Annotated in this window: 15 protein-coding genes; 11 read left to right on the top strand and 4 right to left on the bottom strand. The window is 71.2% G+C overall.

The genetic code is table 11. The annotated features are described in order from the left end of the window. The 11 genes from VQ03_RS29505 to VQ03_RS35140 all read left to right on the top strand — a co-directional run. Positions 1–815 (top strand): 4Fe-4S dicluster domain-containing protein (locus VQ03_RS29505; protein WP_048454495.1); only part of this gene is annotated, 815 nt, incomplete at its 5' end. Then, positions 812–2161, top strand: a complete 1350-nt coding sequence (gene nrfD / locus VQ03_RS29500; RefSeq protein ID WP_048454494.1) for an NrfD/PsrC family molybdoenzyme membrane anchor subunit — start codon at positions 812–814, stop codon at positions 2159–2161. The genes VQ03_RS29505 and nrfD, both read left to right, overlap by 4 nt. 34 nt (positions 2162–2195) lie before the next feature. Beyond that, positions 2196–2711, top strand: a complete 516-nt coding sequence (locus VQ03_RS29495) for a DUF3341 domain-containing protein (RefSeq protein ID WP_048454493.1) — start codon at positions 2196–2198, stop codon at positions 2709–2711. Between the two features lie 56 nt (positions 2712–2767). After that, on the top strand, positions 2768–3256 hold the full coding sequence (locus tag VQ03_RS29490; protein WP_083468311.1) for a c-type cytochrome: 489 nt from the start codon (positions 2768–2770) through the stop codon (positions 3254–3256). Further along, entirely contained in the window at positions 3253–4212 is a 960-nt protein-coding gene (locus tag VQ03_RS29485) for a hypothetical protein (RefSeq protein WP_048454491.1), read from the top strand. The genes VQ03_RS29490 and VQ03_RS29485 overlap by 4 nt, the downstream gene beginning before the upstream one ends. Then, a complete protein-coding gene (locus VQ03_RS29480; protein ID WP_048454490.1) occupies positions 4205–4699 on the top strand; it encodes a hypothetical protein in 495 nt (164 codons plus the stop codon). The genes VQ03_RS29485 and VQ03_RS29480 overlap by 8 nt, the downstream gene beginning before the upstream one ends. Next, on the top strand, positions 4699–5757 hold the full coding sequence (coxB, locus tag VQ03_RS29475) for a cytochrome c oxidase subunit II (RefSeq protein WP_048454489.1): 1059 nt from the start codon (positions 4699–4701) through the stop codon (positions 5755–5757). The genes VQ03_RS29480 and coxB overlap by 1 nt, the downstream gene beginning before the upstream one ends. Before the next feature lie 133 nt (positions 5758–5890). Next, the gene (gene ctaD / locus VQ03_RS29470; protein ID WP_048454488.1) at positions 5891–7594 is read left to right on the top strand and encodes a cytochrome c oxidase subunit I; all 1704 of its coding nucleotides are present in this window, start codon (positions 5891–5893) and stop codon (positions 7592–7594) included. Positions 7595–7604: 10 nt separating this feature from the next. Further along, positions 7605–8276 carry a cytochrome c oxidase subunit 3 gene (locus tag VQ03_RS29465; protein ID WP_048454487.1) on the top strand — a complete coding sequence of 224 codons (672 nt, stop codon included), beginning with the start codon at positions 7605–7607 and terminating at the stop codon, positions 8274–8276. Further along, a complete protein-coding gene (locus VQ03_RS29460; protein WP_083468310.1) occupies positions 8273–8626 on the top strand; it encodes a cytochrome C oxidase subunit IV family protein in 354 nt (117 codons plus the stop codon). Before VQ03_RS29465 ends, VQ03_RS29460 begins: the two co-directional genes overlap by 4 nt. A 144-nt stretch (positions 8627–8770) precedes the next feature. Beyond that, a complete protein-coding gene (locus VQ03_RS35140) occupies positions 8771–8905 on the top strand; it encodes a hypothetical protein (protein ID WP_280948557.1) in 135 nt (44 codons plus the stop codon). Positions 8906–8940: 35 nt separating this feature from the next. On the opposite strand, the gene mqo is transcribed toward VQ03_RS35140, so the two are convergent. From mqo to VQ03_RS29440, 4 genes are all read right to left on the bottom strand, one after another. Then, on the bottom strand, positions 8941–10656 hold the full coding sequence (gene mqo / locus VQ03_RS29455; protein WP_048454486.1) for a malate dehydrogenase (quinone): 1716 nt from the start codon (positions 10654–10656) through the stop codon (positions 8941–8943). A gap of 479 nt (positions 10657–11135) precedes the next feature. Further along, positions 11136–11660 (bottom strand): lipocalin-like domain-containing protein, encoded by a 525-nt coding sequence (locus VQ03_RS29450; protein ID WP_048454485.1) that lies wholly within the window; start codon positions 11658–11660, stop codon positions 11136–11138. A gap of 41 nt (positions 11661–11701) precedes the next feature. Beyond that, positions 11702–12208 carry a CYTH domain-containing protein gene (locus VQ03_RS29445; RefSeq protein ID WP_048454484.1) on the bottom strand — a complete coding sequence of 169 codons (507 nt, stop codon included), beginning with the start codon at positions 12206–12208 and terminating at the stop codon, positions 11702–11704. A gap of 148 nt (positions 12209–12356) precedes the next feature. After that, positions 12357–12964, bottom strand: a 608-nt coding sequence (locus VQ03_RS29440; RefSeq protein WP_048454496.1) for a UTRA domain-containing protein, incomplete at its 5' end; no start/stop codon positions are given.

Genomic DNA, 12964 nt, shown 5'->3' with positions numbered 1-12964 from the left:
TCGACCTCGCGGCGCTCGCCGCGTCGGAGCCGAAGGGCGACGGATCGGACCAGCCGACCCTGCTCGCCCCCTGGACGGGCGATGCAGACGGCCATGCCTGGGGCATGGTGATCGACACCATGGCCTGCATCGGCTGCAACGCCTGCGTGATCGCCTGCCAGTCCGAGAACAACGTCCCGGTGGTGGGGCCCGAGGAGGTCGCCCGCGGCCGGATGATGCACTGGCTGCGCGTCGACCTCTACGATTCCGGAAAACCCGGGCGGATCGAGGCCGGGTTCCAGCCGGTGCCGTGCATGCATTGCGAGCACGCGCCCTGCGAGCCGGTCTGCCCGGTGGCGGCCTCGGTCCATGACGGCGAGGGGCTGAACCTCCAGGTCTACAACCGCTGCGTCGGCACCCGCTTCTGCGAGGCGAACTGCCCCTACAAGGTGCGCCGCTTCAACTTCTTCGGCTATGCCGACGGGCAGGAATACGCGAGCCTCGGCGCCGAGCCGGTGCGGGCGCAGCGCAACCCCAACGTCACGTTGCGGGCCCGCGGCGTGATGGAGAAGTGCACCTACTGCGTCCAGCGCATCGCCACCGAGCGCCAGGCGGCCGAGCGCGACGGGCGCCCGATGGGCGAGGTCTCGACCGCCTGCCAATCCGCCTGCCCGACGCGGGCCATCCGCTTCGGCGACCTGAACGCCACGGACAGCCCGGTGGCGGCGCAGCGCGCGGATCCGCGCCACTACGCCCTGATGGCGGAGCTGAACACCCGGCCGCGCACCACCTACCTCGCGGACCTGCGCAACCCCGTCCGGGAGGACCGGACGTGAGCGGAGAGCCCCATCCGCTGCTCGACGCCGAGCGCCTCGGCTACGGGGCGATCACGGCGGCCGTCGCCGATCCGATCCAGCGGGACGGCTTCGGCCGCGCCTGGGTCGTCGCGCTCCTGTGCACCCTGCCCCTCGTCCTGCTGACGCTCGGCGCCATCGGGGCGGTGCTCACGGTCGGGATCGGGCTGTCGGGCGTGAACACCACCGTGGTCTGGGGCTTCTCGATCGCGAACTACGTCTGGTGGATCGGCATCGGCAATGCCGGCACGCTGATCTCCTCGATGCTGCTGCTCACGCGCCAGCGCTGGCGCGCCTCGATCAACCGCTTCGCCGAGGCGATGACCCTGTTCGCCGCCGCCATCGCCGGGCTGTTTCCGATCATCCATCTCGGCCGGCCGCTCTATGCCTATTGGCTGGCGCCCTACCCGAACACCATGGATCTCTGGCCGCAATGGCGGTCGGCCCTGGTCTGGGATTTCTGGGCGATCCTGAGCTACCTCGCGTTCTCCGCCCTGTTCTGGTTCACCGGCCTGCTGCCCGACCTCGCCACGATGCGCGACCGCGCGAGCACGCGGGCCGGCCGGGTGACCTACGGCGCGCTGGCGCTCGGCTGGCGCAACTCCGCCCGGCACTGGCGCGCCTACGAGACCTACCACCTCACCATGGCGGCGCTCGCCGTGCCGCTCGTCTGCTCGGTCCACTCGATCGTCGGTCTCGATTTCGCCGCGAGCCTGATGCCCGGCTGGCAGGAGAGCATCTTCCCGCCCTACTTCGTCGTCGGCGCGATGTTCTCGGGCTTCGCCATGGTGGTGGTGCTGGCGATCCTGATCCGCTGGGGCCTGAACCTCCAGGCGATGATCACGCCGGCCCATTTCGACGCCATGGCGAAGGTGATGCTGTTCGCCTCGATCGTCATGGCGTTCTCCTACGCCACCGAGTGGTTCACGGCCTGGTATGGCGGCGAGCATGCCGACCGCACGGTCATCGGCTACGTCTTCACCGGCGATTACGCGCCGCTCTACGGCGCGCTCCTGTTCTGCAATTGTCTGGCGCCGCAGGCGCTGTGGTGGCGCCGGGTGCGGCGGAACCTGTGGTGGCTCGCCGGGATCTCGGTGCTGATCAACGTCGGCATGTGGCTCGAGCGGGTCCTGATCGTCTGGAACACGCTCTCGCACGGCCACGCCGTCACGCTCTGGCGGACCTACCACACCAGCCTCTACGACCTGGCGATCCTGTTCGGGCCGCTCGGCCTGTTCGCCTTCCTGTTCCTGGTGCTGGCGCGCCTGCTGCCGATCGTCTCGATGCACGAGGTGCGGCAGCTGGCGCGGGACGAGGGGGCGGCGTGATGCGTCACGGCTGCCGAATCCGGGAGGCGCGCCCGTGACCACGCCCCTCCTCGCGGAGTTCGAGACCCCCGACGCCCTGGTCACCGCGTGGCGGCGCGCGACGAGCGAGGGCCACCGCGCCATCGACGCCTTCACCCCCTTCCCGCTCGAAGAGCTGTCGGAGGCTTTCGATCCCGCCCCGCGCCGCATCCGGCCCGCCATGGCGCTCGCCGGATTCGGCGCCGCGGCCGCGATGTACGCCCTGCAATGGTGGAGCGCCGTCCACGGTTACCCGCTGAATTCCGGCGGCCGGCCGCTGCACAGCTGGCAGGTCTTCCTCCTGGTGCCGTTCGAGGTCGGCGTGCTGGCCGCCGCCATCGCGGGCTTCACGGCCTTCCTCGTCACCTGCGGGCTGCCGCGGCTGCATCATCCGCTGTTCGTGATGCCGCAACTCGAGCGGGCGAGCCAGGACCGCTTCCTGCTCCTCGTCGCCCCGAAGGGCGACCCGGACGCCCTGCGCCGGCTCCTCGAGGAGGCCGGGGCCGGCCTGGTGGCGGAGACGCATCCGTGACCGGCCGGCTCCTGCTCCTCCCGCTCCTGCTGCTCGCCGCCTGCGACGACCTCTCGATGGCGCGGCAGAAGCGCTACGACGTCTATCGCCGCGCCGACCTCTGGGCCGACGGGGCCGCGGCCCGTACCCCTCCGGACGGAACGGTGCGGCAGGGGGCGCTGGCCGACGAGGCGGCGCTCGCCGATCCGCCTCCCGTCGATGCCGCCCTGCTCCGGCGCGGGCGCGAGCGCTACGAGGCGATCTGCACGCCCTGTCACGGGCTCACCGGCCACGGCGACGGCATGATCGTCGCCCGCGGCTTTCCCAAGCCTCCGTCCTACCACGAGGACAGGCTGCGGGCGGCGCCGGCCCGCTACCTCGTCGACGTCATCACCCACGGCTACGGCGCGATGGACCGCTACGCCAACCGGGTCGAGCCGCGGGACCGATGGGCGATCGCCGCCTATATCCGCGCGCTCCAGCTCTCCCAGGGCGCCCGCGTCGCGGAGGTGCCGGGCCTTCGGGAGAGAATCCCGGCCGGGACAGCGCCCGGAGGCCGGCCGTGACCGAGGCCCTCGCCCGCGGCTGGCTCCTCGCCTGGATCGCCTTCGGCGCCGCCCCCGCCGGCAGCCTGGTGCTGCTGCTCGTCCACCGAATCACCGGCGGGCGCTGGGGCGAGGCGCTGGCGCCGATCCTGCGCCCCGCCGCCGCGCTCCTGCCGCTCGTCGCCCTCGGCTTCCTCGGCGTCGCCGCGGCCCTGCCCGCGCTCTATCCGTGGGCCGCCGACCCGGGCGCGGTGAAGCCGGACGTCGCGGCCCTCTACCTCAACCCGGCCTCGTTCACGGCCCGCGGCGCGGTCGCGCTCCTCGGCTGGTCGGTGCTGGCCGGGCTGGTTCTGGCGGGACGCTGCACCCGGCTCGTCGCCGGCCTCGGCCTCGCCTTCTACGGCCTGACCATCAGCCTCGTGCCGGTGGACTGGATCCTGTCGCTGGAGCCCCGCTTCACCTCCTCGGCCTTCGGCGCCGGGTTCGCCCTGCACCAGTTGCTCGCCGCGTTGGCCCTCGCCGCCGTGGCGAGCCCGCGCGGGCTCGACGGCAAGACCGCCCCCGACCTCGCCAACCTCCTCCTCGCGACCCTGCTCGGCGTGCTCTATGTCGGCCTGATGTCCTACGTGGTCGCCTGGTACGGCGACCTGCCGGCGAAGGCGGCCTATTACCTGCGGCGCGCGGCGAGCCCCTACCCGGCCGTGATCGGGGCGGCCGTGGCGGCCGGCGGACTCGTCCCGTTCCTGCTCCTCCTGCTCGGGGCCGTGCGCCGCAGCCCGGGGGCGCTGCGCCTCGTCGGCCTCCTCGTCCTCCTCGGGCTGGTCCTGCGTTTCGTCTGGCTGGTCCTGCCGGCCTGGGAGACCGGGGCAGGCGGGGCGGCCATCGTCGCCGGCCCGTGGCTCGCCGGCCTCGTGATCGCCGGCCTCCTCGCCTTGCGCCTCGCCGGACGGTTCGGACGGAGGCTCCGGCATGCCTGACGCCTCCGCTCCCGTGCGCGACGACGCGGTCGGCCATGATGCGGTCGGCCATGCGGAGGGGCCGCCGGAGGCGCCCGACATCCGCCTGAAGCCGGTGCTGCTCACCGGCCTCCTCATCGTGGTCTTCGTCGCCGCCACCCTCGCGGCCCTGCGGGTCTACCGCGACACGGTGATCACCAGCCCCAATACCGAGCCCGCCCGCACCTTCGCGGGGCCCGCCCTGCAGCGCGACCCGCAAGGCGACCTCGCGCGCCTCCTCGCCGACCAGCGCCGGCGCCTCGACAGCTATGCCTGGGTCGACCGGGCCCAGGGCATCGCCCGGATGCCGGTGGCGGAGGCGATGCGGCGCCTGGCAGAACGCGGGGCCGACGCCTACGCCGCCCCGCTCCAGCCGGAGCGCGTGCCGCCCTTCGGCAGCCGCGGCGGCGCCGCGAGCCCGCTGCCGCCGCCCGGATCCGCCGCGGCCTCGCCGCGGGAGGCGCGCTGATGGTCGGCCGCCTCATGCCGGAATCGGCCTCGCTCCAGGCCGTGCTGACCGACCGGATCTTCATCGGGCTGACGATCGCCTCCGCCCTGATCCTCGCCCTGGTGGTCGGGCTGCTGCTGGTCTTCGCGATCCGCTTCCGCCGCGGCTCGAAGGCCGATCGCCATCCCCTGCCCGAGATCGTCTCGCGCGAGTTCGAGATCGGCTGGACCGCCGCGACGATCTTCCTGTTCGTCTTCATCTTCTGGTGGGCCGCCTCGGCGGAGATCGGCGCCTATTCGGTGCCGCCGAACGCCATCGAGATCCACGTCGTCGCCAAGCAGTGGATGTGGAAGGTTCAAGGATCGAACGGCGCCCGCGAGATCAACGAATTGCACGTGCCGGTGAACGCGCCGGTCAAGCTCATCATGACCTCGCAGGACGTGATCCACTCGTTCTTCGTGCCGGCCTTCCGGCTCAAGCGCGACGTGCTGCCCGACCAGCAGACCGAGGCCTGGTTCCAGGCGACCAAGACCGGCACCTTCCACCTGCTCTGCACCGAGTATTGCGGCACCGACCACGCCCGGATGCTCGGCCGGGTGATCGTGATGGAGCCGGAGGCCTATGCGCGCTGGCTGTCGGCGCAGCCGGAGGGCGACGACCTCGCGCATCAGGGCGAGCGCCTCTTTTCCGAGCGCGGCTGCGCCGGCTGCCACGCCCCGGGCTCGGCCGTGCACGCGCCGAGCCTCGCGGGGATCTGGGAACGCCCGGTCCCCCTCGAGGGCGGCCGCTTCGCCACCGCCGACGCGGCCTATCTCCGCGATTCGATCCTCCAGCCCGGCCGCGACGTGGTGGCGGGCTACGCCCCCGTCATGCCGAGCTATGCCGGCCTCCTCGACGACGGCGAGATCCAGGCGATCACCGCCTATATCCGCGCGCTCGGCTCGGAGCCGGGGGTGGTGCGGGCGCTCGGGACGCCGGACCTTCGCTCGAACGTCCCCGGCGGGGTGCGGGAGCGCAGCCCCGCCATGGTGCCCGGCGCCCCGGTGCTCGATCAGCCGGGACCGGGGGTGCGGCCATGAGTGCGGCCAGCCCCAACCCTCCCCCGTCCCAAGTCGGGCTTGCCCGACTTGGGCATCGGGATGCGGAACTCGGGCAAGCCCGAGTTCCCTCGGGGGAGGGCGACGGCGTCGGAGATGAAGTCGGAGGCTCCCCATGAGCACCACCGCCGGCACCACCGCCAGCCCCACCGGCCTCGCCGACCCGGACGAGCTCGACCTGCGCCTGCCGGTCAGCTATCTCGCCGACGGGCACAGCGTCCGCTCCTGGCTCCTCACCACCGACCACAAGCGGATCGCGATCCTCTACGCGATCACCATCACGGTGTTCTTCTTCATCGGTGGGGCGGCGGCCACGCTGGTGCGGCTCGAACTCGCCACGCCCGAGGCGGATGTGCTCCGGGCCGACACCTACAACAAGCTGTTCACGCTGCACGGCGTGGTGATGGTGTGGTTCTTCCTGATCCCCTCCATCCCCAACACGCTCGGCAACTTCCTCGTACCGCTGATGATCGGCGCGCGGGACGTCGCCTACCCGAAGCTGAACCTGATCAGCTGGTACCTCAACCTCGGCGGCGGGCTCCTCGCGGTGGCGGCGCTGCTGGCCGGCGGGGTCGATACCGGCTGGACCTTCTACGTCCCGTACTCGACCGTCTTCTCCAACACCTGGGTCTCGCTCACGGTGCTGGGCGTGTTCACCACCGGCTTCTCGTCGATCGCCACGGGGGTGAACTTCATCGGCACCGTCCACCTCCTGCGGGCGCCGGGCATGACCTGGTTTCGCCTGCCGCTCTTCGTCTGGGCGATGTACACGACGAGCCTGATGTTCGTGCTGGCCACGCCGGTGCTCGCCGTGACCCTGCTGCTGGTCTTCGCCGAGCGCACCTTCGGGTTGCCGATCTTCGATCCGGCCCGCGGCGGCGACCCGATCCTGTTCCAGCACCTGTTCTGGTTCTACTCGCACCCAGCGGTCTACATCATGGTCCTGCCGGCGATGGGCGTGGTCTCGGAGCTGATCACCTGCTTTTCGCGCCGAAAAGTCTTCGGCTACACCTTCATGGTCTACGCCTTGGTGGCGATCGCGGTGATCGGCTTCTTCACCTGGGGCCACCACATGTTCACCTCGGGCATGTCGCCCTACGCGGCCCTGGTGTTCTCGTTCCTGTCCTTCATCGTGGCGGTGCCCTCCGCCATCAAGGTGTTCAACTGGACCGGCACGCTCTATCGCGGCCAGGTCGGATTCGAATCGCCGATGCTCTACGCCCTCGGCTTCGTCGGGCTGTTCACGTTGGGCGGCCTCACCGGCCTGTTCCTCGCCTCGATCCCGGTCGACGTCCACGTCCAGGACACCTACTTCGTCGTCGCCCACTTCCACTACATCATGGTCGGCGCCTCGGTCTCGGCCTATTTCGGCGGCCTGCACTTCTGGTGGCCGAAGATCACCGGGCGAACCTATCCCGAGACCTGGGCCCGCTTCGCCGCGATCCTGATGTTCTTCGGCTTCAACCTGACCTTCTTCCCGCAATTCATCGCCGGCTATCTCGGCATGCCGCGGCGCTACCACGTCTATCCGCCGGAATTCCAGATCTGGAACGTGCTCTCCTCGGCGGGCGCGGCGGTGCTCGCCGCCGCCTACCTGATGCCGCTCGGCTATCTCACCTGGTCGCTGCTGTTCGGCGAGCGGGCGGGGAACAACCCGTGGGACGCGAGCGGGCTCGAATGGCGCACCTCCTCGCCGCCGCCCCGGCGGAACTTCTTCGGCTCGCCGCGGGTCCAGGGCGGTCCCTACAACTACCATCCGGAGGGCGTGGCCCCGGTCCACGACCAGCCGCGCCTGCCCTCGCGGGGGTCACTGACATGAGGTCGCCCGCATGAGCCGCGTCGAGATCGAGGCCCGCTTGCGCGAGCCGTGGAGCGAGCTGGAGACCGATCCCGGGACCGCCTTCGCCCGCCAGCGCGACGGCGCGACCTTGGGGATCTGGATCTTCCTGGCGAGCGAGGTCCTGTTCTTCGGCGCCCTGTTCCTGACCTACACCGCCGCCCGGCTCGCCCATCCGGAGGCCTTCGCGGCGGCGGGCCGCGAGACCAACATCGTCTACGGCACCCTCAACACCGCGATCCTGCTCACCAGCAGCCTGACCATGGCGGTGGCCTCGCAAGCCGCCGAGACCGGTCTGTTCCGCCGCCTGACGCTCCGGTGCCTCGCCGCCACCGCCGCCCTCGGCCTCGCCTTCCTGGTGGTGAAGGGCTTCGAGTACCGCGAGGACATCGAGAAGCATCTGGTGCCCGGCGCGCATTTCGCCCTGGATCGGGGCCCGGCCCAGATCTTCTTCGCCTTCTACTGGCTCGTCACGGTGGTGCACGCGATCCACCTCAGCATCGGCATCGTGCTGGTGGTGCGGCTGACCGTGAAGGGCTGGCGCGACCCCGATATCCTCGCCGAGAACCCGCAGGTCGAGGTGACGGCGCTCTACTGGCACCTCGTCGACCTGGTCTGGGTGTTCCTCTACCCGATGCTCTACCTGCCGGGACGGTCCGGATGAGCGCCAAGTCTCCGAAATCCGAGACTCCGAAATCCGAGCCTCCGAAATCCGAAACGCCGGACCCCGAGGGCCCGGGCATCGTGTGGCGCCGCAACCTCCCGGTCTGGGTCGTCCTGATGGCGCTCCTCGCCCTGAGCACCTGGGCCGCCTACTGGCCGTACGGGCGCATCGACACCGCGATCGGCTTCGGCATCGCCGGCGCCAAGACGGCGCTGGTCGCCCTGGTCTTCATGCAGCTCAAGCATGCCAGCGGCCTCGTGCGGATCGTCGCCGCCTGCGGCCTGTTCTGGGCCGCGATCCTCTTCACCCTGACGCTCGCCGACGTGCTGAGCCGGATGGCGAACCGGTGAGAGCCCCCGAACGCGCCCAATCCGGCGGCGCTAGACCATTACGAAGACCGGACGCCCCCCGGACCCGTCGACTTCGCGCCGGTCGGGCTGGCCCTGGCCGTCCTGGTCCTCGCCCTGGCGCGCCGGCGTGCCCTGTCGCGGGCGATGCGGCGGATCGCCCGGGCCGAGCGCGCGGGCTTCGGCGCGCTCCAGGCCCTGCATAGCGGGCTCGTCGGCGACGACGTGGCCTGGATGGCGGTCGGGCTGGCGCTGTTCGCGATCGCCTGCGCCGCCCGGTGAGGCCCCCGAGGGCCGACCGGGCGGCCGGGCCTGCGTCAGGGCGCCAGGTCGTGGACCGGCCCCTTGACCGGCGTGTCGCTGCTGCTGAGCACGGTATCGCTCACCGGCGTCGGCTTCAGCGGGCCGCGGTCGATCGTCGGCGGGGCCGGCAGCTGCAGCTGCTCGCTGGTATAGGCCCAGCTCTGCGCCACCTTCTCCGGATCGTCGTTCAGCTTCTCACCGTAGCTCGGGACGATCTGGCGGATCTTCGCCTGCCACTCGGGCGTGGCGACGTTCTTGGCGAAGACCTTCTCGAGCACCTGCAGCATGATCGGCGCCGCCGTGGAGGCGCCCGGCGAGGCGCCGAGCAGGGCGGCGATGCTGCCGTCCTTGGCGTTGACGATCTCGGTGCCGAGCTTCAGCACGCCGCCCTTGTCCTGGTCGCGCTTGATGATCTGCACGCGCTGGCCGGCCTGCCACAGGCGCCACTCGCCCTTCTTGGCGTCGGGGAAGTATTCGCGCAGGGCCGCGTGCCGGTCGTCGTCGGAGAGCATCAGCTGGCCGGCGAGGTACTCGACCAGCGGGTACTCGTCGATGCCGACCCTCATCATCGGCCAGACGTTGCTGGCCGTGGTCGAGGTGAGCAGGTCGAAATACGAGCCCTCCTTCAGGAACTTGGTCGAGAAGGTCGCGAAGGGGCCGAACAGGATGACGCGCTTGCCCCCGAGCACGCGGGTGTCGAGATGGGGCACCGACATCGGCGGCGAGCCGACGGAGGCCTTGCCGTAGGCCTTGGCGAGGTGGAGCGTCGCGACGTCCGGATTCTCGTTGATCAGGAAGGAGCCGCCGACGGGGAAGCCGGCATAGTCCTGGCCCTCCGGGATGCCCGAGGCCTGGAGCAGGTGCAGGGCGCCGCCGCCGGCGCCGATGAACACGAACTTGGCATCGACCGCCTGGCGCGACCCGTCCTTGAGGTTGCGAGAGGTCACGCGCCAGGAGCCGTCCGGGTTCTTGACGATGTCCTGGACCTCGGTCGAGACGTTGAGCTGGAAGCTCTTCTGGCGCTGGAGATGGGCGACGTACTGGCGGGTGACCTCGCCCCACTCGACGTCGGTACCGAGGGGCGACCAGGTGGCGGCGACCTTCTGGCTCGCGTCGCGCCCCTCCATCATCAGGGGCACCCACTTCTTCAGCTGCTCGGGATCGGTCGAGAACTCCATCCCGGCGAAGAGCGGGCTCGCCTTCAGCGCCTCGTAGCGCTTCTTCAGGTAGGCGATGTTGTCGTCACCCCAGACGAAGCTCATATGTGGCGTGTAGTTGATGAATGACTTGGGATTATTCAGGACGCCGTTCTTCACCTGCCAGGCCAGGAACTGGCGGGTGACCTGGAACGCCTCGTTGATCTCGATCGCCTTGGCGATCTCGATCTTGCCCTTCTTCTCGGGCGTGTAGTTCAGCTCGGCCAAGGCCGAGTGGCCGGTGCCGGCGTTGTTCCAGCCGTTCGAGCTCTCCATCGCCACCTGGTCGAGGCGCTCGAGCATCCGGATCGACCAGCCGGGCTCCAGCTCGTTGAGCCACACGCCGAGCGTGGCGCTCATGATACCGCCGCCGATCAGCAGCACGTCGACCTTGTCGGCGCCCTGCGCCAGGGCGAGCGGACCGGGCAGCGCCGAGGCGGCGAGGCCGGCGGCCGCCCCGCCGAGGATCTGCCGCCGGCTCAGCCCGGTCGAGCCCGTGGTCGTCGGGCAGGTGGTCTTGTCGTCGGCACGCATGGCCAAACCCCGTTCTCGTGCGAGGCCGGCAGGCGCGCGAGGTGCCCCCGGCCGTGACAGGCGTCCGATCGCGACGACGGGCGCGCCCGCTCGTCCCAAGGCCTTTCGGGTGGGTTTCCTCGTATCGGTCGCGGCACCCCGGCCGTGATCGGCCGGTCCCTCGCGACGCTCATCCCGCTCCGCCGGTCCGCTCGCGGCCGATGGGGGGAGCGTCCGCTTTCCCGGAGCACGAGGGGCGCGGACGAACCGCGAGCCGACCTCGGGCGGTGGCGACCGCCGGGGACGAGAAGACGCTGGCTGTTTCAGCTCGATGATTTTGCCGCCGCGTCATAGACGATGCCCGCGCGAAGGACAATCGCCGTCCGGACACGGCTCCGGCCGCTTCGACCGTCCAGGGGCCGGAGCCCTGCTGACGATTGCTAACGCTTCCTCAACGGCGCCGGCCGGGAGATCCGACGGCTGCCTTTGCGGCTGCCGCCTCAGGAGGCGCGGCGGAAGCGGATGATGCTGCGCGAGGGCCGGCCCTCGTCCCAGTTGGGCATCTCGCGCCAGGGCGTCGTCACGTCGGCGGAATCGCCCACGATGTGGATGGTCCGCCGCTGCTCGGTGCCGACCCATTCGGGCGCCCAGGCGGTCTGGACGCTCGTCACCCACTGGTCGCCCTCGACCCGGTAGCGGCCGATATAGGCGACCAGGGTGTGCATCAGGGCGGCGCGGTCGGCCTCGGACCTGGCGGGCTTGCGGTCGCTGCCCTCGAGGTTGAACGCCACCCAGCCGTCGGACGTGAAGATCACGCGCCCGCGCGGCGCCTCGCCCATCGCGTCGACGAGCTTGCCGGTCGCCTTGTCCTCGACCTTGTAGGAGACGAGCTCCCAGGTGCCGACGAGGCGGCGCGCCAGCGCCTCCCCGGTCGGATAGGTCTCGCCCGCGGCCCGGATCGGGGCCGGTCCCGCCGCGGCGGCGAGGGCCAGGGCGCACAGGGACGTCTTCAGGATTCGCCTCATCGTTCGTCCTCTCGTCAGGGCGGCGCGTGTCGGTCGGGCCGTCACAGCTGCGCCGCGATCACCTCGGTCAGGGTCACCGGGCGGCCGGCCTCCCGGGCGAGGCGCAACAGGGTCGATTGGCGAAAGCGCGCATCCGCCGTGACCTCGCGGCCGAGCCAGTCCGGCAGGAGGATCGCCTGCGCCTCGTGCTCCAGCTCGATCTCGGCCAGGACCATGCCGGCGAGCGAGCCGCCATACTCGTCGACCGTCCAGACCAGCCCGTCATGCGGTACGCAGTAGCGCGTCTTCTCGATCAGGCAGGTCTCGCAGACGAGGCGCAGCATCGCCTCGGCCTCCTCCTGCGGGATCTCGTACTCGAATTCCGGCCGCGACAGGCCGTCGCGCCGGCCCTTGACGGTGAGCCAGGCGCGCTCCTCGTCGAGCCGCACCCGGACCTTGCCGCCCGCGAACTCGCCCACGAGGCCGTCCGTGAGCCGGTGCCGGCTCACCGCGCGCTCGCGCCAGCCCGCATGGGCGACCAGGAACTTCCGCTCGACCTCGTACCGCATCGCTCTCGACCGTTCGTGCCCCGCCTCGCGGCAGGCGCCCGGCGGACGACCTTGCGCACGCACGGCAAGCCCGGCCGTTGCCGGGGCGGCGGGGCTGATAGCCGATCGGGCCTGTGAGGGCCAGAGCCCTCGCGCCACCTCTGGCATGTCAGTTCTGTGACGGTGCGAAGCGGGCGACGAGCTCGTGCGCCTCGCCCGGATAGGTCAGACGCACGACGGTGACCGGGCGACCGGCGCTCCAGGTGCGGCGCTCGACGACGAGGCAGGGCGTCCCCGGGGGGCAGGCCATCAGCGCGGCGAGGTCGGCATCGGCGCTCCTGGCGCGGATGCGGTGCTCGGCCGCGGTCCAGGGCACGTGGTGGACGAGCCAGGCCCCCGGCGGCTCCGCGGCGAAGTCCTGCGTCTCGGCCTCCGGCACCGAAGCGAGGTGGATCAGCCGTTCCTCGAGGCAGAACGGGCGCGCCCCCGCATCGTGCCGGACGGTCAGCGCCAGGACGGGGGCCGGCGCGTCCAGCCCGAGGGCCGCGCGGTCGGCCTGCGTGCTGCGCCGGCGGCGGCGCTGCAGCAGGGCGAAGCGGTAGGGCAGGCTCAGCGCCTCGACCTCGCTGCGGATCTCCGGGATTTCCAGCACCGCCGATTGCGAGTGCGGCTGGCGCACGAAGGAGCCGACCTTGCGCCGCCGCTCGATCAGCCCGGCGGCGGCGCAAGGTCGGCTCCTTCGTGCGCCAGCCGCACTCGCAATCGGCGGTGCTGGAA

Origin of the sequence: Methylobacterium tarhaniae, from assembly GCF_001043955.1 — a bacterium.
In the GTDB taxonomy this organism is placed as follows: domain Bacteria; phylum Pseudomonadota; class Alphaproteobacteria; order Rhizobiales; family Beijerinckiaceae; genus Methylobacterium; species Methylobacterium tarhaniae.
Note: the sequence above shows the minus strand (reverse complement) of the source record. Positions and strands in the feature narration are given on the sequence as shown.